The following is a 19848-nucleotide window of genomic DNA, read 5'->3' on the forward strand; positions in this document are numbered from 1 at the left end:
GGGCGTCACCGCTCGCCGAGCGCGTGGTAGCCGACGACGCCGACGACGAAGGCGACGCCGAGGTTGGTCAGGACGCCGAGGACGCCGATAGCGACGACTGGGAGCGTCGAATCCGCCTCGCCGAGGCCCGTCCGACCGAGTTGCACCGCGACGAGCGCCAGAATGACGCCGAGGACGCTGGTCGGGTACGCGGCGACCAGTCCCACCGTGAGCACCGCGACGAGCGCGTAGCCGACGCCGAGGACGACGTTCGCACCCGGCGTCCGCGCGCCGAAGGCGTACTTCCCAGCGACGCCGCCGCTCCCGTGACACATCGGAAACCCGCCCAGCGGTACCGCAAGCAGGTTCATCGCGCCCATGCTCGTCGATAGCTGGTCGGCCGAGACGTCGCCGTCGAAGTAGTCCCCGAGCAACACCGACGTCGCCAGCGCCGCGTTCCCGACGGTCATCGCCAGTTGCGCCAGCGTGGCCTCGACGCTTCTGACCGTCAGGTCCGCCGCCGGGAGCGTGAGCATCGCGTCGGGCGACGGGAGCGCCGGCGTGGGCATCCCACTCGACAGGAGGGCGACGACCCCGCCGACGGCAAACACGGCGAGCGCGCTCACCGAGCGGTAGCCGCCGACGGTCAACGCGACGGCGACGCCGACCGCGAGTGCCGCCAGTCGCAGGTCCCCGCCAGCCAGTCCGAGGCCCGTCTCGAACAGGACGAGCGCGACGCCGAACTGGACGCCCCGGACGACGACGGTGCCGACGTACCGCTCGACGGTTTCGAGGGTTCGGGTCCACCCGAGCGCCAGCAGGACGACGCCGAGCAACAGGCCGGCGACGACCAGTTCGCCGGTCGAGACGGCCCCGGCGACGACGAGCGCCGCGAGCGCCTTCATCGGCTCGATGGAGACGGGCATCCCGTAGTACAGCCCCCAGACCACCTGCATGGCACCGAACCACAACAACATCACCGGCAGCGAGAGGTCGGTCAGCATCGCGACGGCGACGACGACGGGGAGGACCGTCGCGGAGTCGCCGACAGCGCCGGTGACCTCGTGCCACGCCACGTCGAACCGAGCGTCCTCGCGGTAGTCGATAGAGAAGGCCATCGACTCAGTCGGCCGCTATCGCCCGGGTGGCGGTCGCTTTGAACGAGGCCACGACCCGACTCCCGGGACGGAGGCCGAGTCGGTCGAGGCTCTCGTGTGTGAGCAGTGCCGACAGCGAGTCGGGCGCCCCGATGTCGATGGTCGCACAGACGACGGTCGCGCCCTCGTCGACGTCGACGACGGTCCCCTCGAACCGGTTTCGCGCGCTCGTACCTTCGGCGGCAGGCGCGTCCGTTGGCGCGTGCAGCGTTACCGCGTCCGACCGGACGCTGACCTGCACCGGCGAGTCGACGTCCGGGAGGTCCCCGCCGTCGCGTGCCACCAGTCGCGCCCGCACGTCGCCAGCGTCGGTGGCGACGACGCCGAGTTCGCCGTCCCGTTCGGTCACGCGTCCGGGGACGACACACTCCTCGACGCTGGCTGTCCCCGCGAGCGTCGCTTGCAGGCGAACCAACCGCGAGAGAAGTTCCGCGGCCGTCTCCGTCAGTTCACTCCCGCCGCCGGTCGCGCCGCCGCGCCGACGGTCGACGAGAGGTCCGTACGCCGCTTCGAGCGTCTCGATGCGGTCCAGTGCCCGCGCTCTAGAGCGACCGAGAATCTCGCTCGCTCCGGCGACCGACCCGGCGTCTCGGATGGCCCGGAGCAACTCGGCGTCGGCCGCGGTGAAGGCGACGCCGTCGGCCTGTAACTGCGCGTCGACGCTGGCGTCCATACAACCAACTGTCACGCCGTCCGGGAAAACCGTTATGAACGATTAGTAACAATACCGATGTATCCATGCCGAAACACCGGCGAAGCAGACGCGCGTTCCTCGGCGGCGTCGGCGCGACAGCGGCCCTCGGACTCGCGGGGTGTAGCGGGGACAGTAGTGCCGACAGTGGCAGTGACGGGGGCGGGAACGGCGACGGCGGTGCGACGACCGCCGCGTCTGGCGGCCAGATGGCCGACTCGACGACCGTCTTCCACGCCGGGTCGCTCGCACCGCCGTTCAGCGCGGTCGAACCCCAGTTCGAGGACGAGTTCGGCGTCAGCGTCACCCGCGAGGCGAAGGGGTCGGTGGCCTCGACGCAGAAGATAACCCAGCAGGGCAGAAAAGCCGACGTACTGGGCGTCTCGGACTTTCGCCTCATCCGCAACCGGGTCCTGCCGGACTACGGCAGTTGGTACGCCATCTTCACGACCAACTCCATGTCGATACAGTACCGCGAGGACTCGCCGGGCGCCGGCGACATCTCGACGGACAACTGGTGGGAGGTGCTGAGCCGCGACGACGTCAGCATCGGCCACTCGGACCCGGCCGTCGACCCCGGTGGGTATCGCGCGGTGATGACCCAGCAACTCGGCAAAGAGGCGTTCGACGGCGAACGACTGTACGACGAGTCGACCTACCAGAAGCTTCGGGACAACTCCGTCGTCCCGACGGGGACCGAGACGAATCTGGAGGGCCAACTGGAGAGCGGCGAACTGGACTACGTGATGTACTACCAGTCTATCTCCAGCACGTCGGGCAAGCCGTTCATCGACCTCCAGCCAGAGGTCGACCTCTCGCAGGCCACCAGCGAGTACGCCCAACACTACGCGAAAGCCGAAGTGGAGACGGGGAGCGGGACGTTCACCGGCGCGCCCATCGCCTACGGTATCACCGTCCCGGACGTGGCCGAGGCACCCGGGCGCGGCGCGCAGTGGGTCGAGTACTTCGCGACCGACGCCGGCCGGACCGTCCTCGAAGAGCAGGGCCTCGTGCCGGTCGACCCCATCGTCGTCCCGGAGAGCGGGTCCGACAGCGTTCCCGACCGCGTGATGGACGTCGCGAGCGCCCAGCGTGCACTCGGCCCACTGGAGCTATGACGTCCGCCAGCAGTCCGGTCACGGCCCGACCCGACCCCACCACCGACCATGGCGACAGGAACTGACACGCGCTTCGCGCGCGAGGCGGTCACCCGGCGCTCCCTAGTCGCGACGTTCATCGCCGTGCAGGTGGCCGCGTTCGCCGCCGCGTACGCCTACGGCCGCCCGACGTGGTACGCCTACTTCCTCGTCGGGAGTACCGCAGTCACCGCCTACGTGCTCGATGGATCCTCGTTCACCGTGGCGACGGCCACCGTCGGAAGCCTCCTCATGGTCGCGCTGGGCCTCCCGCTGTTCATGTTCGTCGCGCGCCAGTCGCCGTCGCTCGTCGCGGAGAAGGCGCTGGATCCGGACGTCCACCGCGTGCTGTATCTGGGCGTCTACGGGCCGCTACTGGCGGCGCTCCTCAGTCTCCTGCTTGGCGTGCCGCTTGCGCACCTGCTGGCCGAGGGCTTCCCCGGCCAGCAGTTCGTCGAGAGTCTGGTCGACCTGCCGCTGGTCGTCCCCCACTCCGTCGCCGGCATCATCGTCCTCTTTGGCTTCGGGCAGGGCGGGGCCTTCCCGGGGATTTCTGTACTGGGGTCGATGGTCGGGATGGTGCTGGCGATGACGTTCGTCGCCGCGCCCTACGCCGTCAACACCACCAGAGAGGCGTTCGAGACCATCGACGATAGACTGTCCTACGCCTCGCGCATCCACGGCGCGAACCAGTGGGAGACGTTCCGCCGCGTCACCGCGCCGTTGGCCGTCCGGGGGATGGTTACCGGCGGCGTCCTCGCGTGGGCGCGGGCCGTCTCGGAGTTCGGCGCCGTCGCCGTCGTCGCCTACAGCGTGGAGTTCTTCTACGCACCCGCCGGCAAGCGGGTGACTGCCCAGCACGCACCGGTGTTCGTCTACAACACCTACCTGCAGGGCGGACTGGACGAGAGCGGCGCCGTCGCCTTCCTCCTGCTGGGCGTCTCGGCGCTCATCTTCCTCGTCGTCCGCTACCTGACCGACGACGGCACGATTACCGGAGGGATGCCGTGACGGGATTGCACGCCGACGTCGGCGCGACGTTCACCGCCGACGGGGCCGACGCCTTCACCGTCCACGCCAGCGTCGACGTCGAGGCAGGCGAGACGCTCGTGATTCTCGGCCCCAGCGGCAGCGGGAAGACCCTCCTGCTAGAGACAATCGCGGGCTTTCACGACCACGACGGGTTCGTCGAGTTCGACGGCCGCCAACTCACAGAGGTCCCACCCGAGGACCGCGACTTCGGCTTCGTCTTTCAGGACTACGCGCTGTTCCCGCACCTCTCGGTCACGGAGAACGTCGAGTACGGCACGAAGTACCACGACGAGACGCGGGACGCCGACGCCCTCCTCGCAGAACTCGGCGTCGACCACCTTGCCGACCGCTACCCACCGACGCTCTCGGGCGGCGAGAAACAGCGCGTGGCGCTGGCCCGGGCACTCGCCGTTCGACCGTCGGTCATGCTGCTCGACGAACCGCTCGCGGCGCTCGACGTGCCCACGCGCCAGTCCCTCCGTGACGATCTGGCCGACGTGCTCGCGGACGTGACCGCCGTCTACGTCACGCACAACCGGACGACCGCTCGCGCCATCGCCGACCGTATCGCCGTGATGCGAGACGGTCGGGTCGTCCAGACCGGGACGCCGGAGACGGTGTTCGAGCGGCCAGCCTCCCCCGTCGTCGCCGAGTTCACCGGTGCGAACGCGGTCCCGCTGTCGGCCGTCCCGTCGCTCCGCGACGCCGTCGACGGGGCCACCGACGAGTACGTTACGTTCCGGCCGGAGGCCGTCCGGGTCGACGGGACGAGCGGCGATTTCGAGGCGACCGTCGAACGCGTCGTCCGCGAGGACGCGACACACAGGGTGGTCCTGTCGCTCGATGGACGAACTATCGACGCGTTCACCGACGACCCGCCGACTGTCGGCGCCGACGTCTGGGCGTCCGTGAACCCGGACCGCGTCCACTCCTGTTCGCCGAGGCCCGTCGAAGAGTAACGGGCCGCCATCGTAGAAACCGGTGGCAACGGCGGAGTAGTTACTACGAACCCGAAAACTAGCACAAATCGTTAAGTGAACAGCCCGCCCTGTTCTACACAGATATTCATGACCGACCTCGGCGGCTTTCAGGACCACGTAGCGAGAATCGACCTCGGAGAAGGGGATATCGCCTACGAGGGCATCGACGAGGAGGACGCGAAGAAGTACATCGGCGCGCGCGGCTTGGGTGTAAAGTACGTCTTCGACCAGGGGCCGGACGTCGACCCGCTCGGCCCGGACAACCTGCTGGCGTTCATGAACGGGCCGCTGACAGGGACACAGGTGACGATGAGCGGCCGAATCGCCATCTGTACGAAGTCGCCGCTGACGGGCACCGTCACCGACTCCCATCACGGTGGCTGGTCGGGCGCGCGCTTGAAGTGGGCCGGGTTCGACGGCCTCCTCTTCGAGGGGCAGGCCGACAGTCCGGTGTACGCCGTCGTCGAAGACGGGGAAGTCGAACTGCGCGACGCCTCGCACCTCTGGGGACAGGGCGTCCACGACACGATGGACGACATCGAAGACGAGGTAGAGGGGTCTTACGGCAAGAACCTCTCGACGATGGCCATCGGTCCGGCCGGCGAGAACGAGGTGAAGTACGGTTGCATCATCAACGAGGACGACCGGGCATCGGGGCGCGGTGGCACTGGCTGTGTGATGGGCAACAAGAACCTCAAGGCCGTGGTCGTCAAGTCCCCGACCCGGATGCCCAAACCGAAGGACAAGGAGACGTTCCAGCAGGGCCACAAGCAGGCGATGCAGGTCATCCAGGAGTCGGACATCACCGGGCCGAACGAGGGCGGCCTCTCGCTGTACGGCACCAACGTCCTGATGAACCTCACCGAGGAGATAGACGGCCTCCCGACGAAGAACGCGAAGTACTCCTCGACCCGTTCGATGTCCGAGACGGAGGGTGACGGCGAGCGCATCATCGACTCCGAAGACGTCTCCGGCGAGAACGTCCGGGAGAACATCCTCGTCGACGAACCGACCTGTCACTCCTGTCCGGTCGCCTGCAAGAAGGAAGTCGAGGTGCAGGCGATGCACAAGGGCGAGGAGATGAACGTCCGCACCGAGTCCTACGAGTACGAGTCGGCGTGGGCGCTCGGCCCGAACTCCGGGCACGTCGAGCGCGATAAGATCGCCGTGATGCTCGAACGGTGTAACGACGTCGGCGTCGACACCATCGACGTGGGCAACACCATGGCGATGACCATGGAGATGACCGAACAGGGCAAACTCGACGGCCTCGGCGACGGTCTGGACTGGGGCGACGCCGACACGATGATAGACATGATAGACGCCATCGGCCACCGCGACGGCGAACTCGCGGACCACCTCGCCGAGGGACCGAGCCACCTCGCCGAGGAGTTCGACGCCAGCGAGAACTCGCTGGCCGTGAAGGGCCAGACGATGGCCGCCTACGACCCCCGCTGTATGAAGGGGATGGCCATCGGCTACGCCACCTCCAACCGCGGGGCCTGCCACCTGCGTGGCTACACCCCGGCCGCCGAGATTCTCGGCGTCCCGGAGAAAGTCGACCCGCGCGAGTGGGAGGGCAAAGGCGAACTGTGTGCCACCTTCCAGGACCTCCACGCCATCAGCGACTCCTTCGACATCTGCAAGTTCAACGCCTTCGCGGAGGGCATCGAGGAGTACGTCCTCCAGTACAACGGCATGACCGGACTGGACGTCACCGAGGAGGAGTTGATGGAGGCCGGCGAGCGCATCTACAACCTCGAACGCTACTACAACAACCTCGTGGGCTTCGACGGGAGCGACGACGACCTGCCGGACCGGTTCGTCGAGGGCAACGCGAACGCCATCCCCGCGCAGGGCGGCTCCGAGGGTGAACTCGCCGAACTGGACAAATTGAAAGACGAGTACTACGAGGTCCGGGACTGGGAGGACGGCGTCGTCCCCGACGAGAAACTGGACGAACTCGGCATCGACGTCGGGCCGGGTACCGGCGTCAGTTCCGGCGGCGCGGCCGCACCGAGCGACGACTAGCGAGGGAGTGACCGTAGGGAAACTCCCTCGAACCGACGCGGTGAACGGAGTGAACCGCGGACGTTGTGAGTACTGATGCACAAAGACGAGTTCGACGACTTCGAGTTTCAGGTCGAGTCCCGACTGACGAGCCACGGCGTCTACGTACAGACGTTCGAAGAGCGCGAGGACGAGAACACCTACGCGGTCACGTACGAGTCCATCGCGGCCGAGCAGGGGTCGGTCCCCCACTCGGAGATCGGCCGCGTCATCAACGTCCTGCGTGACCTCCACGCCGACGACTGGTCGGGGGCGGACGTCGAGGCCACCGTCCACGACCTAGAGGGCGAGGTCCGCGGCTACTGGTACGTCGACGCCGAGTGGTTCGACGGTCTCCACAACGGCGACCTCTCACAGACCGACTTCTCCGAGAAGGTGTTGGAGACGCTCAGCGTGTAGCGTCGACGGCCACGATTTCGCGGAGGTCCAGCGTCGACTCGAACTCCGCTTCTCTGTCGAGTCGCCGGCCGTCCCGCTCGAACTGCGCTTCGTGGGCGCGCCGCACCGCTTCCCACTCCCGTCGGCCGTACCCGAGTTCTTCCCCGACCGACGCCCAGTACCCCGTCTCGACGCAGTAGTAGTCGGCGTCTCTGGCTCCCTCGATACGCTCGTAGCGCCGCTCGTACTCGGTGCGATGGTCCGAGACGTAGCGCTGGGCCCCCTCCAGTAGGCTGGGGAGACGGTCCAGCGGGACGCTCGCGTGGGTGCCCGCGACGAGGACGAGTTGTGCCTCGATGGGGTGGTCGCTCATCGCTACCCGCCGGCCCGCATCGCCTTCTGGGCGAACCGCTCTATCAGCGGGTCTAGCGTCTCCTCGTCGCCCTCGAAGACGACGGTCACCTCGGTCAGTTCGATGGTCGGCCCGATACCGACCTTCTCGGCCGACAGCTCGGCCGTCCAGTCGTCGGCGACGACGGTGGTCTCGTCGCGTTCCTCCCCGCCGAGGCCCTCTAGATAGTGGCGTGCCAGCCGCATCGAGATACCGCGGAAGCTCCGTTCTCGGCGCATCGCGAGTCGTTAGGCACCGCCGTGATTAAACGCCTCGGGGCGCGTGTGCCGGGTCATCCGGGGCGGATACCGTCGTCGACGATGCGGGCGTTGCGCTCGCGGTCGATGCGGTCTGCGAGGTCGGCGTGGTCGTATATCTGCTGGATAATCGACGCGGTGAGGTCACGCCACACCATCGCGTAGATGGGCGACTGGCCCCACGCCCGCAACTCGATGACGTACTCATCGTAGGCCTCCCAGCGGTCCTCGAAGTACTCGACGAGGTCGACGACGGCGCTCGCCGGGTCGTCGCTGTCGAGCGCCGCGTTGATGTCGCCTTCCCATCCGGCGATGGCCCGCTGGATGTCCTGTTTGGCGTCCTCGCCGTCGGCCGGCAAGGAGTCGACGATGCCCGCCGGAATCCCCAGTTCGATGTCCTCCATACTCGTTGCTGGAGCCGCGGGCAATTAAACCCGGTCCCGACCGAACGTGTTCGCACCCACCGTTTTAGCCGCGCTGGCCCTAGCCGCCTCCATGAACGGGACGGCACACGAGGGGACACAGCGGGCCCGGACGACCGTCGAGGTCCGATGTACGGGTCACGTCAGAGACGCCGTCGGCGAGCCACACATGGACTTTACCTTCGAGGGCACGACGCTCCGGGCGTTCCTCGAAGCGTTCTGTGAGCGCTACGACGTGGCCGACCTCCTCATCGCCGAGACGGAGTCCGACGCCGCCACCGAGGGATGGGCGCCGGAACTGGAGTCACTGCCCGGGACGTGGGAGAAGAACCCCGAGGGCGACCAGACCCGGTGTTACGCCCGCGTCACCGTCGACGGGCAGTTCAACGAACATCTGGACGGACTGGACACCGAACTCGACGGCGGCGAGCGTATCGGCCTCCTCTATCCGTTCATCTTCTGCTGTTAGCCGCCGGCGACGGGCGGGAAGACGCTGAGTTCGTCGCCGTCTTCGAGCGTGGTTTCGAGGCCCTCTATGTGTTCGATGTCCCGTCCGTTCCGGAGAATCGTCAGGTACTGCCGGAGCGTGTCGTCTGACTCGAACAGTTCCATGTCGGGGTACTCCTCGCCGAGTGCCCGGAGGACGTCGCCCGCGTCTGCGCCGTCGTCGAACTCCCGGTGGAGTATCTTCTGGCCGACGGTCGCGCGGAAGTTCGCGAAGAATCGCAACTCGATTTCCATGTCCGGGTGCTAGGGACACGGCCGTATAAATGTAGAGCGGCGATGCGCTCGGTCGACGCTACGACGGAACGACGGTAATCGTCTTCCCGCGGTCGATGGCCCGCTCCAGTTCTTCGGCGATGCCCGATCCACGCGAGACCTGAATCTCGCCGCCGCGGGAGACGGTGGCGGTGAAGAGGTACTCGCCGTCGGCCTGCACCTCGACGGTGTCGCCCGAATGCCCGTCGAGGGGCACCATCACGTGTCGGGAGGTGACCTCCGGTTGGACGATTTCGCCCTGCTTCCCGCCGCTATCGGTCTGTGGGCCGCCGGACGGGCCGGTGGGCTTCTCGTCTAAGGTCCGCACGTCGATGTCGATACCCAGTCGGTTCTCCACGTCGGTGATGCGGCCGCCGCCCTTGCCGATGACCTGCGGGATGTCGTCGTCTTCGACCCAGACGACGGCGGTGTTCGGCCCGCGCAGTTCCACGTCGACGTGGCCGCGTGCGATGGAGCGAATCTCGCGTTCGACCTCCTGTTTCGCGAGGCGGTCGACGCCCGAATCCTGTTCGTCGTCGTCCTCGTTCAGCGGGACGGTGACGACCTGCCGGTTGAACGTGTAAATCTCGTACTCGGGTTGGCCGGTCTCGAAGTCCCGGACGACGATGACCGGGCGCGCGAGGTCCTCCTCCATCAGGCCCTGCGGGACCTTGACCTCGGTCGTCACGTCGTAGACGGTGTGGACCTCGCCCGCCTCGATGTAGACGACGGTGTCGACTATCTGCGGGATGAGCCCCAGTTCGACGCGGCCGATGAGTCGCTGGAGGGCGTCGACGGCACGGGTCGCGTGGACGACGCCGACCATCCCGACGCCGGCCAGTCGCATGTCGGCGAACACCTCGAAGTCGTCGGTTTTGCGGACCTCGTCGTAGATGGTGTAGTCCGGCCGGACCATCAGCAGGGAGTCGGCCGTCTTCTCCATCGACCCGCCCAGCGCGGTGTACTGGGTGATGTTCGGGCCGACCTGCAGGTCCCGCGGCTTCTCCATCGTCTTGACCGAGTAGTCCGAGTCGACGAGGAACTCGCCGACCGCCTGCGCGAACGTGGACTTCCCGGCGCCGGGCGACCCCGCGATGAGGACGCCGCGCTGGCGTTCGGTGAAGCGGTCGCGGAGTTCGTCCGCGTGTTCGTAGTCGTCTAAGTCCGTCTTGACGATGGGCCGCACGGCCGTTATCTCCATAGCGTCCGAGAACGGCGGCCGCGCGATGGCGATGCGCAGGTCCCGGAACTGGACGATGCTCATCCCGGGTTCGTCGAGTTCCAGAAAGCCCTCGGGGGAGGCCCGTGCGGCGTCCTCGATGTCGTCGGCGTACTCGCGCAACTCCGCCTCGGTCGCGAGGTCGTCACGAATCGGCTGGTAGTGCATGTCGCCGATGGAGCCCTTCTTCGCGAAGGGCTGGACGCCCACCTTGAGGTGGACGCTCATCGTCCCCTCGTCGAAGAAGTTCTCTATCTGGAGACGGTCGACGTCGCGGCCGCGTGGCTCGATGAACTCGACGTCAAGCCCTTTGGCGCGTGCCACCTCGGCCTGTACGTCGTCGCTGGTCACCAGCGTCGCGCCACGGTTCTGTGCCACGTCGCGGATGAGCGCGTCTATCTCGCCCTCGCCGGCGTCTCGCTTCTCGATGGCGTCGGGACGGCGGCCGACGTACTCTACGTCGATGGTGCCCTCATCGGCGAGGTCGACGAGACGCTGGAGCTCCTCTAACCCCTCCCAGCCAGTGTCCCGGCCGTCGTTGGCCTGTGCTTCGAGTTCGCCGACGACGGCTTCGGGGACGACGACCGTCGCGCCGGCAAAGCCCATGCCGTCCACGTCACCGTCGGGAGCGGCGTCGGCTTCTATCTGGTCGGACACGCGGCCGTCGATGACCACGCTCGTGTCCGGTACGATTTCCATATGCGGAGTAGGTGCCTGTCGGGTGATAAGGGTCTTGATGCGAAAAGCCCCTTCGAGGGGCGACGGTGGTGGTCACACCGATGGGTCACCGCGGAGTGGGCAAGAGAGCGGGCCGCGGCGGACCCGTACGAAAACCGCGCTCGCTCAGTCGTCGGCGGGCGTCTCGGTCGTCTCCGTCGGCCCGAGCGGTTCCTTCGGCTTGATGGGGTCGCCGGACTCCAGGCCCTTCTCTGCGAGGGCCATGCTCCCCATCACCTCGATGATGAGGCGGTTGGCGAACCCGCTGGTGATACCGCCGTTGTACGAGGAGGTGTCGCTCACGTCGTACTGTGGCGCGACTTCGACCACGTCGAACCCGAAGTCCTCGGGGTCCAGCGCCTTGACGACTTCCCGGACCATGTAGATGGCCTCGCGAGGGATGAGACCGCCGGGTTCTGGTTCGCCGGTGCCCGGGCAGTAGGCCGGTTCCATCACGTCGACGTCGAAGGAGACCCAGACGGCGTCGGTCCCGTCGGTCGCTCGCTGGACGGCGTCCTCGACGATTTTGTCGAGGTCCATCCCGCCGACTTCCATCGCGGTGTACCACTTCATACCGGCGTCGCGCATGTCCTCGTAGGTGTCGGGGCCGGGCCAGAACCCGCGGGGGCCGATGAGCGTGTAGTTCCCGCCGTCCATGATGCCCTCGTCGTAGACGCGCTTGACCCACGCGCCGTGGTCGTACTCGAACCCGGTGAGACCGTCTTCGCCGGTGTCGGCGTGGCAGTCGAAGTGGATGAGGCCGATGTCCTCGTAGCCGTTGGCCTCCGCCCAGCCCTTGATGTCCGGGTAGGAGATGGAGTGGTCGCCGCCGATGACGATGGGCGTCGCCTGCTCGCTGATCTCGTAGACGGCGTCCTCGATGTTCAACTGGCTCTGGCGGGTGTCACCCGGCGATACCGCCGCGTCGCCGGTGTCGGCCACGCTGAACGTGTCGAACGGGTCCACGCCCGTCTCGATGTTGAAGTGCTCGTACGGTGGGGAGGGCACCGTCGAGGCGGCCCGCACGGCGCGGGGCCCGTAGCGGGTTCCCGGTCGGATGGTCGTCGCCGTGTCCAGTGGTGCGCCGAGGATGCCGACGTCGACGTCCTCCTCGGCCAGTTCGTCCCGGTCGGCCTCGGGGAGTTTGAGGAACGTCGGGATGCCGCTGAAGATTGGTTCGTTCGCCTCTTTGTGCTTGTCGCCGTAGATGTCTTCGCCGTTGCGTTCTTCGGACATGGTAATCGTAGTGTTTCGGACGCGTTTTCGGCACACTTCGGCCGATTATTGCGACATTAGTGGATGGACGTATCGTACTGAAAAGCGTTCCTTCGGATGTGTAATACTCCCTCCGGTGACCATGCGTAGACATGTACCGTTCGACCCTCCTCTAGGTGTTCTAGGACTGTGTGGGGCGGACGGTCGGGTGGCGGCGCTGCTGGTCGGTCGGGCAGCGGAGAAACGGGGGACGCGTCACTCGCTCGTGACGAGGTCCGGGTCCTCTCGGAACGCGAGATGCGTCGCGACCGAGAGGCTGTCGCGGGCGTGTCTGGCACTCCGTTCGAGGAGTGTGACCGCTCGCTGGAGGACGAGCAGTGGCTCTGGGCGCTCGGCGGCGAGGTGGTCGTTCGCCGCGTCGACGCACTCGTCGACCCGTTCGAACGCCTCGCGGGCCGTCTCGGTCCCGCCGTAGTCCGGCGTCGTGACGGCCGCTCTGGTCGCACTGGCGGCCTCGTCCAGCGCTTCGGTGAGGTCGGTCACCACTTCGGCCGTGGCCGCGTCCGGAACCGTGCCGTCGCCCTCGGCGGCGAGCGTCGCTATCTCGACGGCCACGTCGGCCATCAGAACGACGTCCTGTGCGACCGAGCGGTAGCCGATGAGAGGGAACCCAGTCTCCAGCCCGACCGCCTGATTGAGTCGCGGGTTCCGATAGGTCGCGAACACCAGTCGCAAGAACAGGTAGAACAGTTTCTCGACCTGCCCCTTTCGGGCGCTGACTTGCTCGGCGGCCTCGGGGTCCCCGTCCAGTAGCGCGGTTACGGCGTCGCTCCGTATCGCCGCCTCGGTTCGGCTGAGTCGGCCGAGTAACGTCGGCAGGTCGAAGTCGCCGGGTGCGACCGAACAGCGGACGGTGACGGTTGTCTCGGCCTGTTCGACGATGCCAAGCCCCATCAGCCGTCGTTCGGCACCGAGGACGGCGTTGCGGTGTTCGAGGCCGAGCGGCGTCGTCGCCTCGATACGGATGAGCTGTCGGCCGAGGACGTACTGCGTGACGATAGCCCGTTCGAGCGCGTCGCCGGTCAGCGCGTCCGCGTCGACGTTCGCTTCCACGTCCGCTATCGACGGCTGTTCGGGGACCAGCAGCAGCGACCCGCCGTTCTCGTCGCGCTGGACGATTATCTCGTCGCCTTTCTCGATGTCGTGGTGACGGGCCCACTCTGCGGGGACGGTCACAGCCAACGTCGAGGAGCCGAGTTGCTGGACCTTCCGCTTCATCCGGACGGCGTCGGGAGTCACAGCCCGGTACACCCGCCGAGAACCTGTGGTTCGAGCGCGTTCACTTCCATCTGTATACACTGTCGAAACTGCAACTTATTCCGACTTGTGGTAGGCACAATACGTGGTAAAATTCAGAACTGACGGACGAACGTTTGCTACCCCATCGTGAGGACGACGGCGAGGGTCACGCCGAGGAGGACGACGAGGAGGCCCAGGCCGAACAGGAAGAACCGGTCGGCGGGTGAGTGGTCAGTCATCCTCTTCGCCGCCGGCGACGATGGCCCGCTGTTGCTGTCCCGTGACGCTGTGGGTCGGGTAGTCGTCTTTCGTCAGGAACGCGACGGTGAGGAAGACGCTCAGACCGACTAGCGGCGCGATGAACGTCACCAGTCCGTCCCACCCGGCCGGCACGAGACTGTTCTCGACGTACAGCAGGTTGTTCGGGATAGCGTACGTCGTCGGGATGGTGACGAAGAAGAACAGCCGAGTGAGCGACCCCGAGAGCATCCCCGCCAGCGCGGCGGGTGCCGTCGCCACGTCGGGCTTGTAGATGCCGAACACGAGCGGGACTAGGAGCCCGGCGAAGGCCACGTCGAACGCCAGCACCAGCAACATCCCGGTCGCGCTCACCTGGATGGCGAAGAACGCCCCGAGAATCGTGATGGGGACGGCCATCACCCGCGTCGCCGCGAGCAGTTTGTCCGACCCCTCGCTGAGGTAGCCGGAGCCGTCGGCCTCGACGCCCTCGCCGGGCGAGTCCTCGTCGCGGATGCCCAGCACGTTCCGGGCCAGTGCGGCCGACGTGCCGAGGATAGCCCCGTCACCGGTCGACAGCGACGCGGCGACGATACCGGCCAGTACGAGGACGGCCAGCCACGACGGCACTGCCTCCTGCAGGAGGACGTAGAGGACGGCCTGATTGCCGGCCTCGACGCCGATGGACGAGAGGATGCTGTTGGCCGACAGCGCCACGATGGAGAACGGGATGCCGATGACGAGCGTCCCCGCGGAGCCGGCGAAGCAGGCCTTCTGTGCCGTCTCCGGGCTCTCGGCGGCGAACACCCGCTCCATGAAGTCGATGGCGACGATGTCACCCAGCGCCAGCGCGAAGATGGTCGCGAGGTTGATCCACGACCCGGCGGAGTTGTCGAAGGGGTTTATCTGGACGACTGCCGTCGGCCCCATCCCCTCCGGGATGGTGATACCGTACGTCGTCGCGACGTAGACGATGAGGGCGATAGAGCCCGCGAGCGCGACGACGGCCTGGATGACGTCGGTGTAGGCCACGGCGAACAGGCCACCCGCGATAGTGTAGAGGAACACCACTGCGGAGATGATGAGCACGCCCTGCACGAACGTCGTCCCCATGAACGTCTGGAAGAGGAACCCGCCGGCGACGAGGTTCCCGCCCAGCAACAGCGAGAACGACAGCACCATGATGAGCGACGCGATGACCTCGGTCACCCGACCGTACTTCCGCCGGTAGAAGTCCGGGAGCGTCATCAGGTCCATCCGGTTCATCGGTTTCGCGAAGAACAGCCCGGTGAGGAACAGACACCCGGCGAGGCCGATGGGGAGCGCCGCCCCGGCCCAGAACCCGAAACTGGCGGTGAGGTCCGTGTTCCCCAGCGTCGCGTTCGCGTCCAGCGACTGGGCCATCAGCGTCGCCGCCGCCAGCGGCAGTACCAGTCCCCGACCGGCGACGATGTAGTTGACGCTGTCGCCCTCTATCTTCTTCGCGACGTAGAGGCCGACGCCCATCGTCACCAGAATCATCGCGACCAGTCCGTAGAGGATGACGCTCACCGGCCCTCTCCCCCGTTACAGAACGTCCAGTTGTGTCGGCAGTCAGTGCCCGGTTCGGCTATTCCGAGACGGAATCCGTCGGCGTTCGTACGCATAGTTGAGACAGAAGTTGAGAACCAACCATACCAGAAAGGGCTTACCCTGACATTGTTTACCGTCTGGGGTTGACGCCCAACGTACACCCACAGTTCGAACTAGTTGGTGGACGTACGAACGACCAGTAGATGCACTTCCCTCCTTAACGGATTTGGAGAATATAAGGACGCGGCCGTCCGCGTGCGCCACTCAGACGAGTCGCGGGAGTCGCTCGCGCCCGGCGGCCGCCGTCTCGGCGGCCGTCTCGACGGGGACCTCCTGCCAGTTGAACAGCGCTCGGCGGAACAGCCGATAACTGTAGGGGTCGCCGTGGGGTGCGAACACCACGAGCGCCAGCGAATCGGGGATGTTGCGGCGGTCGACGCCCGTCAGTCCGGAGGGCGTCGACGCCGAGGTGTGGGAGTGATAGAACACGCGCGGTGACGGGGGGACGGCGTCCGTCGCCGTCGACACGAACCGTCGCCGTGGCATCTCCGCCTCGTTGTCGAGTGCGACGTGCGTCGTCGCGTACAGGCGGTCGTCCCGACGCTCACAGCCCAGAAAGCCGCCGGCCTCGCGTGGATGGGCCGCCCGCACGGTGTCGGCTACCGCCGCTCGCACCGCTTCGGGAACGACGAGCGCGCTGGGTCGACGGACCGCGTACACAGTGGACGACGGTACGGGAGGAAGACATAGGTACGTTTCGAACGCCAGTGAAGCGGTGTGGCCTCAGACGGCGAGGTACTCGGCGATAGCGTCCTCGTCGGCCAGCGTCGTCGGGCCGACTTCGTCGACGATTTCGCCGCGCTCCATCGCGTAACAGCGGTCGGCCATCTCCCGGATGATCCCGAGGTTCTGCTCGACGAACAGAATCGTCGTCCCGAGGTCGTCGTTGATGGCCTGCATGTCGTGGCTGATCTGGTCGACGATGGAGGGCTGGATGCCCTCGCTGGGTTCGTCGAGCAAGAGGAGGTCCGGGTTCGACACCAGCGCCCGCGCGATGGCGAGCATCTGCTGTTGGCCGCCCGATAGCGTGCCGGCCTGCTGGTCGGCGCGTTCCTCCAAGACCGGGAAGTAGTCGTAAATCTGGTCGTACAGCGTCTCCGAACTGTCGGCGTTGACCGTCTCGCCCATCCGGACGTTCTGTTCGACGGTGAGTTTCGGGAACACGTCCCGGCCCTGCGGGATGTAGCCCATCCCGGCCCGGGCGCGTTCGTCGGCGGGGGCGTCGGTCACGTCCGCGCCGGCGTAACTGATGGTCCCGTCCGACGGTTCGAGCAGGCCGATGATGGTCTTCATCAGCGTCGTCTTGCCGACGCCGTTCTTCCCCATCACGCCGACGATTTCGCCCTCGTCGACCGAGAGGTCCACGTCCCGGAGGATAGGCGTCGAGTCGTAGGCCGCGGTGACGCCATCGAGGTCGAGCATCACTGCTCACCTCCCAGATAGATGCGCTGGACCTCGGGGTCGGACTCGATGGCCTCGATGGGGCCTTCGCGGAAGATGGCCCCGTTGTGGAGGACGGTCACCTCGTCGGCGATGGAAGCCACGAAGTCCGTGTCGTGCTCGATGACGACGAAGGCGATGCCCTCCGCCTCGTTGAGACGGGTGACGCGCTCGGCGATGGCCTCGCGTTCGGCCACGTCCAGCCCCGCGACCGGTTCGTCCAGCAGGAGGAGGTCCGGTTCGAGCGCGGCGGCCATCCCGATTTCGAGTTGCTGTTGCTGGCCGTGGGAGAGTTGGCTCGCGTCGACGTGTTCGTAGCCCGCGAGGCCGGCGGCGTCGATAGCCTCGTCGACCCGCCGACGCCGCTCGTCGCCGTCGGCGAACCGCTGGATGGGAAGGCGGGCGTTCTCACGCACCGTCAGGTCGCCGTACACCGACGGCACCTGAAACTTCATGCTGATACCTTTACGGACCCGCTGGTGGGGGTCGAGGTCGGTGACGTCGTGGCCGTCGTAGTAGATACTCCCGCCCGAGGCGTCGTAGGTCCCGGTGACGAGGTTCAGCAGCGTCGACTTCCCGGCGCCGTTGGGGCCGATGAGACACCGCAACTCGCCCTCGGCGACCGAGAAGTCCACGTCGTCGGTGGCGGTGAAGCCGCCGAACTCCTTGCGGAGGTCCTCGGTCTGTAACAGCGTGTCCGTTCGGTCGCCCGTCGCCAGTTCCGCGGCCGTCTGGCGGACGTTCGGTCCGCCGGATGCGTCTTGGTTCGTACTCATCAGTCGCTCACCTCTGCCGACGCCTCAGGCGGTTCCGGAGTAGCGCCGTCGCTTCGCATCTCGACGTAGGTCCGGTGGACCCACGGGACGATACCGCCGGGGAGGCCGAGGATGAACACCAGCAAGAGGACGCCGACGATGACGAACGCCAGTTCGCCGCCCAGCGAGTTCCGGAAGAACTCGATGCCGACGGTGGCCGTCACCGCGCCCAGCAGGGTCTTGCGGCCGCCGACGCTCACCCAGATGACCGGCAGGGAGGCGAACGTCAACTCGAACACGCCCGGACTCATGTAGTTGCCCCACGCGGCGTACAGCACGCCCGAGAGGCCCGCCAGCGCGCCGCCCAGCGTGAACACGGCGAGTTTCACGCGCTCGACGTCGTAGCCGAACATCCGGGTGCGGTCCTCGTCCTCTCGGACCGCGACCATCACGCGGCCGTAGTCCGAGTTGACCAGCGCCCGCAGGCCGAGGTACGTCGCGACGAGCAGCCCCAGCACGAGGTAGTAGAAGGTCATGCTGTTGAACGTAATCGACGCGCCGCCGACGCCGAACGCGAGGTTCGGGATGGTCGGCATCCCGTTGAACCCGCCCAGCGCCGCCTCGCCGATCGTCCACTCGTCGCCGGCCGTCTGGGCCATGAACGTGTGCAAGACGAGCGTCGAGACGAGGGTGATGATGGTGACGTAGACGTCACGCACGCCCCCGTAGAACATGAAGTATCCCAGCACGAACGCCATCAGCGCGCCGCCGAAGACGCCGACGAGGAACGCGCCGGTGATGCCCGCCGGCGTGGCGAAGTTCACCGAGACGACGCCGAAGGTGTAGCCGGCGACGCCGAAGAACACTACCTGTCCAAAGGAGAGGACGCCCGCGTAGCCCCACACGACCGACAGCGAGAGGCCGAGGAAGGCGTACACGAGGAACAGCGAGAACCGAGAGGCCTGATACGACCCGACGACGAACGGGTACGCCGCCAGCGCGAGGACGGCGACGAGGAAGCCGACCCAGAACCCCCGGGAGTTCCCGACGGTGTTGGGGCCCTCGAAGCGACTGCGGAGGCCGGCGAGGGCACCGCTGTCGCCGGCGTCTGCCGGACCAGCGCTGCTCGTTTCCGTCGCCATCTACGCGCCCTCCTGTCTGCGTTCGCGAAGCGTCTCGACGAAGCCCGTGATGCCGTCCGGCAGGAACCGGATCATCACGATGGCGGTCACGAGCAGGGCGATGCGGCCGAAGAACGTCCCGAGGACGTTCGAGACGGTGGCGTTGATAGCGCCCAGCAGGCCGCCGGCCAGCGTCGTCCCCAGCACCACGCTGGGGCCGCCGACGACGACGGCGACGAACGCCTCGACGAGGAACGAACTGCCCAGCCCGGGGACCATCGTGATGGTCGGGGCGTACAGCGCGCCCGTCAGACCGGCGAGGCCGGACCCGATGGCGAACGTCGTCATGTACGTGCGTTCGGTGTCGACGCCCAGCGCTCGGGCGGTGTCCTCGTCCTGAATCGTCGCGCGGGCGCGCATCCCGTACTCGGTGCGGGTGAACACGTAGTAGGTCAGCGCCAGCACGCCCAGTGCGACGGCGGAGAGCATGACGCGATACGTCGAGTACGAGAAGCCGCTGTAGGCGATGTTGCCAAGCGGCGTCCCGATCTGGTCCAGCGAGTTGCCCAGCGTGATGCGGACGCCCTGAACCATGATGAGCGAGAGGCCCCACGTCGCGACCATCGAGTCGGCCAGTCGGTCGTACAGCGGTTCGATGACTTTGCGACCGATGGTGCGCTGGCTGATGGCGTTCGGGACCGACCCCGAGATGACGACGCGTTCGACACCGAGGCCGAAGACGGCGGTGACGAAGACGCCGGTCAGCATCGCGACGGGCAGTGGGAGGCCGACGCGGATGTTCGCGAGCGTCGTCGCGTACGCGCCGACCATGATGAACTCGCCGTGGGCGAGGTTGATGACGCCCATGATGCCGAAGATGATGGCCAACCCCGCCGCCGCCAGCACGATAAAGGCGAAGCTATCGAGGAACTGGAACAGGAGGTTGAGCCCGTTGACCATG

21 protein-coding genes are annotated in these 19848 nt (G+C 66.9%); 6 read left to right on the top strand and 15 right to left on the bottom strand.

The annotated features are described in order from the left end of the window. Positions 1-5: 5 nt before the first annotated feature. Together G9465_RS05935 and G9465_RS05940 are read right to left on the bottom strand one after the other, a co-directional pair. Positions 6-1097 (bottom strand): putative sulfate/molybdate transporter, encoded by a 1092-nt coding sequence (locus tag G9465_RS05935; RefSeq protein WP_166968285.1) that lies wholly within the window; start codon positions 1095-1097, stop codon positions 6-8. Positions 1098-1101: 4 nt separating this feature from the next. Next, positions 1102-1809, bottom strand: coding sequence for a TOBE domain-containing protein (locus G9465_RS05940; protein ID WP_166968286.1), 708 nt, complete (start codon positions 1807-1809; stop codon positions 1102-1104). Positions 1810-1874: 65 nt separating this feature from the next. Here G9465_RS05940 and G9465_RS05945 point away from each other — a divergent pair, with 65 nt between their 5' ends. From G9465_RS05945 to G9465_RS05965, 5 genes are all read left to right on the top strand, one after another. Beyond that, positions 1875-2945 (top strand): extracellular solute-binding protein, encoded by a 1071-nt coding sequence (locus tag G9465_RS05945; protein WP_166968287.1) that lies wholly within the window; start codon positions 1875-1877, stop codon positions 2943-2945. A gap of 48 nt (positions 2946-2993) precedes the next feature. Beyond that, positions 2994-3974: an ABC transporter permease gene (locus tag G9465_RS05950; protein WP_166968288.1), complete on the top strand. Its 981-nt coding sequence runs from the start codon at positions 2994-2996 to the stop codon at positions 3972-3974. Next, a complete protein-coding gene (locus tag G9465_RS05955; RefSeq protein WP_227015730.1) occupies positions 3971-4954 on the top strand; it encodes an ABC transporter ATP-binding protein in 984 nt (327 codons plus the stop codon). The genes G9465_RS05950 and G9465_RS05955 overlap by 4 nt, the downstream gene beginning before the upstream one ends. Before the next feature lie 108 nt (positions 4955-5062). Then, positions 5063-7006, top strand: coding sequence for an aldehyde ferredoxin oxidoreductase family protein (locus tag G9465_RS05960; RefSeq protein WP_166968289.1), 1944 nt, complete (start codon positions 5063-5065; stop codon positions 7004-7006). 75 nt (positions 7007-7081) lie between these two features. Then, a complete protein-coding gene (locus tag G9465_RS05965) occupies positions 7082-7444 on the top strand; it encodes a hypothetical protein (RefSeq protein WP_166968290.1) in 363 nt (120 codons plus the stop codon). Here the strand turns inward: G9465_RS05965 and G9465_RS05970 are convergent. Genes G9465_RS05970 through G9465_RS05980 form a run of 3 tightly spaced genes read right to left on the bottom strand, consistent with a single transcriptional unit; the run spans position 7434 to position 8475 of the window. Beyond that, the gene (locus G9465_RS05970; protein ID WP_166968291.1) at positions 7434-7796 is read right to left on the bottom strand and encodes a hypothetical protein; all 363 of its coding nucleotides are present in this window, start codon (positions 7794-7796) and stop codon (positions 7434-7436) included. The two genes, G9465_RS05965 and G9465_RS05970, sit on opposite strands and share 11 nt — an antisense overlap. A 2-nt stretch (positions 7797-7798) precedes the next feature. Beyond that, positions 7799-8053 (bottom strand): hypothetical protein, encoded by a 255-nt coding sequence (locus G9465_RS05975; protein WP_166968292.1) that lies wholly within the window; start codon positions 8051-8053, stop codon positions 7799-7801. Positions 8054-8106: 53 nt separating this feature from the next. Then, complete coding sequence (locus G9465_RS05980; RefSeq protein WP_166968293.1) at positions 8107-8475, bottom strand: hypothetical protein; 369 nt, start codon at positions 8473-8475, stop codon at positions 8107-8109. A 91-nt stretch (positions 8476-8566) separates the two neighbouring features. On the opposite strand from G9465_RS05980, the gene G9465_RS05985 reads away from it, so the two are divergent. Further along, a complete protein-coding gene (locus G9465_RS05985; RefSeq protein WP_166968294.1) occupies positions 8567-8962 on the top strand; it encodes a MoaD/ThiS family protein in 396 nt (131 codons plus the stop codon). Here G9465_RS05985 and G9465_RS05990 read toward each other — a convergent pair. From G9465_RS05990 to urtB, 10 genes are all read right to left on the bottom strand, one after another. Then, positions 8959-9234: a ubiquitin-like small modifier protein 1 gene (locus tag G9465_RS05990; protein ID WP_166968295.1), complete on the bottom strand. Its 276-nt coding sequence runs from the start codon at positions 9232-9234 to the stop codon at positions 8959-8961. The two genes, G9465_RS05985 and G9465_RS05990, sit on opposite strands and share 4 nt — an antisense overlap. Positions 9235-9292: 58 nt before the next feature. After that, positions 9293-11170 carry a PINc/VapC family ATPase gene (locus tag G9465_RS05995; RefSeq protein ID WP_166968296.1) on the bottom strand — a complete coding sequence of 626 codons (1878 nt, stop codon included), beginning with the start codon at positions 11168-11170 and terminating at the stop codon, positions 9293-9295. Between the two features lie 144 nt (positions 11171-11314). Then, positions 11315-12424 carry an agmatinase family protein gene (locus G9465_RS06000; RefSeq protein ID WP_166968297.1) on the bottom strand — a complete coding sequence of 370 codons (1110 nt, stop codon included), beginning with the start codon at positions 12422-12424 and terminating at the stop codon, positions 11315-11317. 234 nt (positions 12425-12658) lie between these two features. Next, the gene (locus tag G9465_RS06005; RefSeq protein WP_166972922.1) at positions 12659-13681 is read right to left on the bottom strand and encodes a phosphate uptake regulator PhoU; all 1023 of its coding nucleotides are present in this window, start codon (positions 13679-13681) and stop codon (positions 12659-12661) included. A 252-nt stretch (positions 13682-13933) separates the two neighbouring features. After that, positions 13934-15490, bottom strand: a complete 1557-nt coding sequence (locus tag G9465_RS06010; protein ID WP_166968298.1) for a sodium:solute symporter family protein — start codon at positions 15488-15490, stop codon at positions 13934-13936. 285 nt (positions 15491-15775) lie between these two features. Then, positions 15776-16231, bottom strand: coding sequence for a Mov34/MPN/PAD-1 family protein (locus tag G9465_RS06015; protein WP_227015733.1), 456 nt, complete (start codon positions 16229-16231; stop codon positions 15776-15778). Positions 16232-16294: 63 nt separating this feature from the next. Next, positions 16295-16993, bottom strand: a complete 699-nt coding sequence (locus G9465_RS06020) for an ABC transporter ATP-binding protein (RefSeq protein WP_166968299.1) — start codon at positions 16991-16993, stop codon at positions 16295-16297. Further along, positions 16993-17787 (bottom strand): ABC transporter ATP-binding protein, encoded by a 795-nt coding sequence (locus G9465_RS06025; RefSeq protein ID WP_166968300.1) that lies wholly within the window; start codon positions 17785-17787, stop codon positions 16993-16995. Before G9465_RS06025 ends, G9465_RS06020 begins: the two co-directional genes overlap by 1 nt. Next, positions 17787-18908 (bottom strand): urea ABC transporter permease, encoded by a 1122-nt coding sequence (locus tag G9465_RS06030; protein ID WP_166968301.1) that lies wholly within the window; start codon positions 18906-18908, stop codon positions 17787-17789. The genes G9465_RS06025 and G9465_RS06030 overlap by 1 nt, the downstream gene beginning before the upstream one ends. Then, positions 18909-19847, bottom strand: a complete 939-nt coding sequence (gene urtB, locus G9465_RS06035; protein ID WP_166968302.1) for an urea ABC transporter, permease protein UrtB — start codon at positions 19845-19847, stop codon at positions 18909-18911. Position 19848: the final 1 nt, after the last annotated feature.

It is taken from the genome of Haloarcula sp. JP-L23 (assembly GCF_011602445.1).
GTDB lineage: Archaea > Halobacteriota > Halobacteria > Halobacteriales > Haloarculaceae > Haloarcula > Haloarcula pellucida.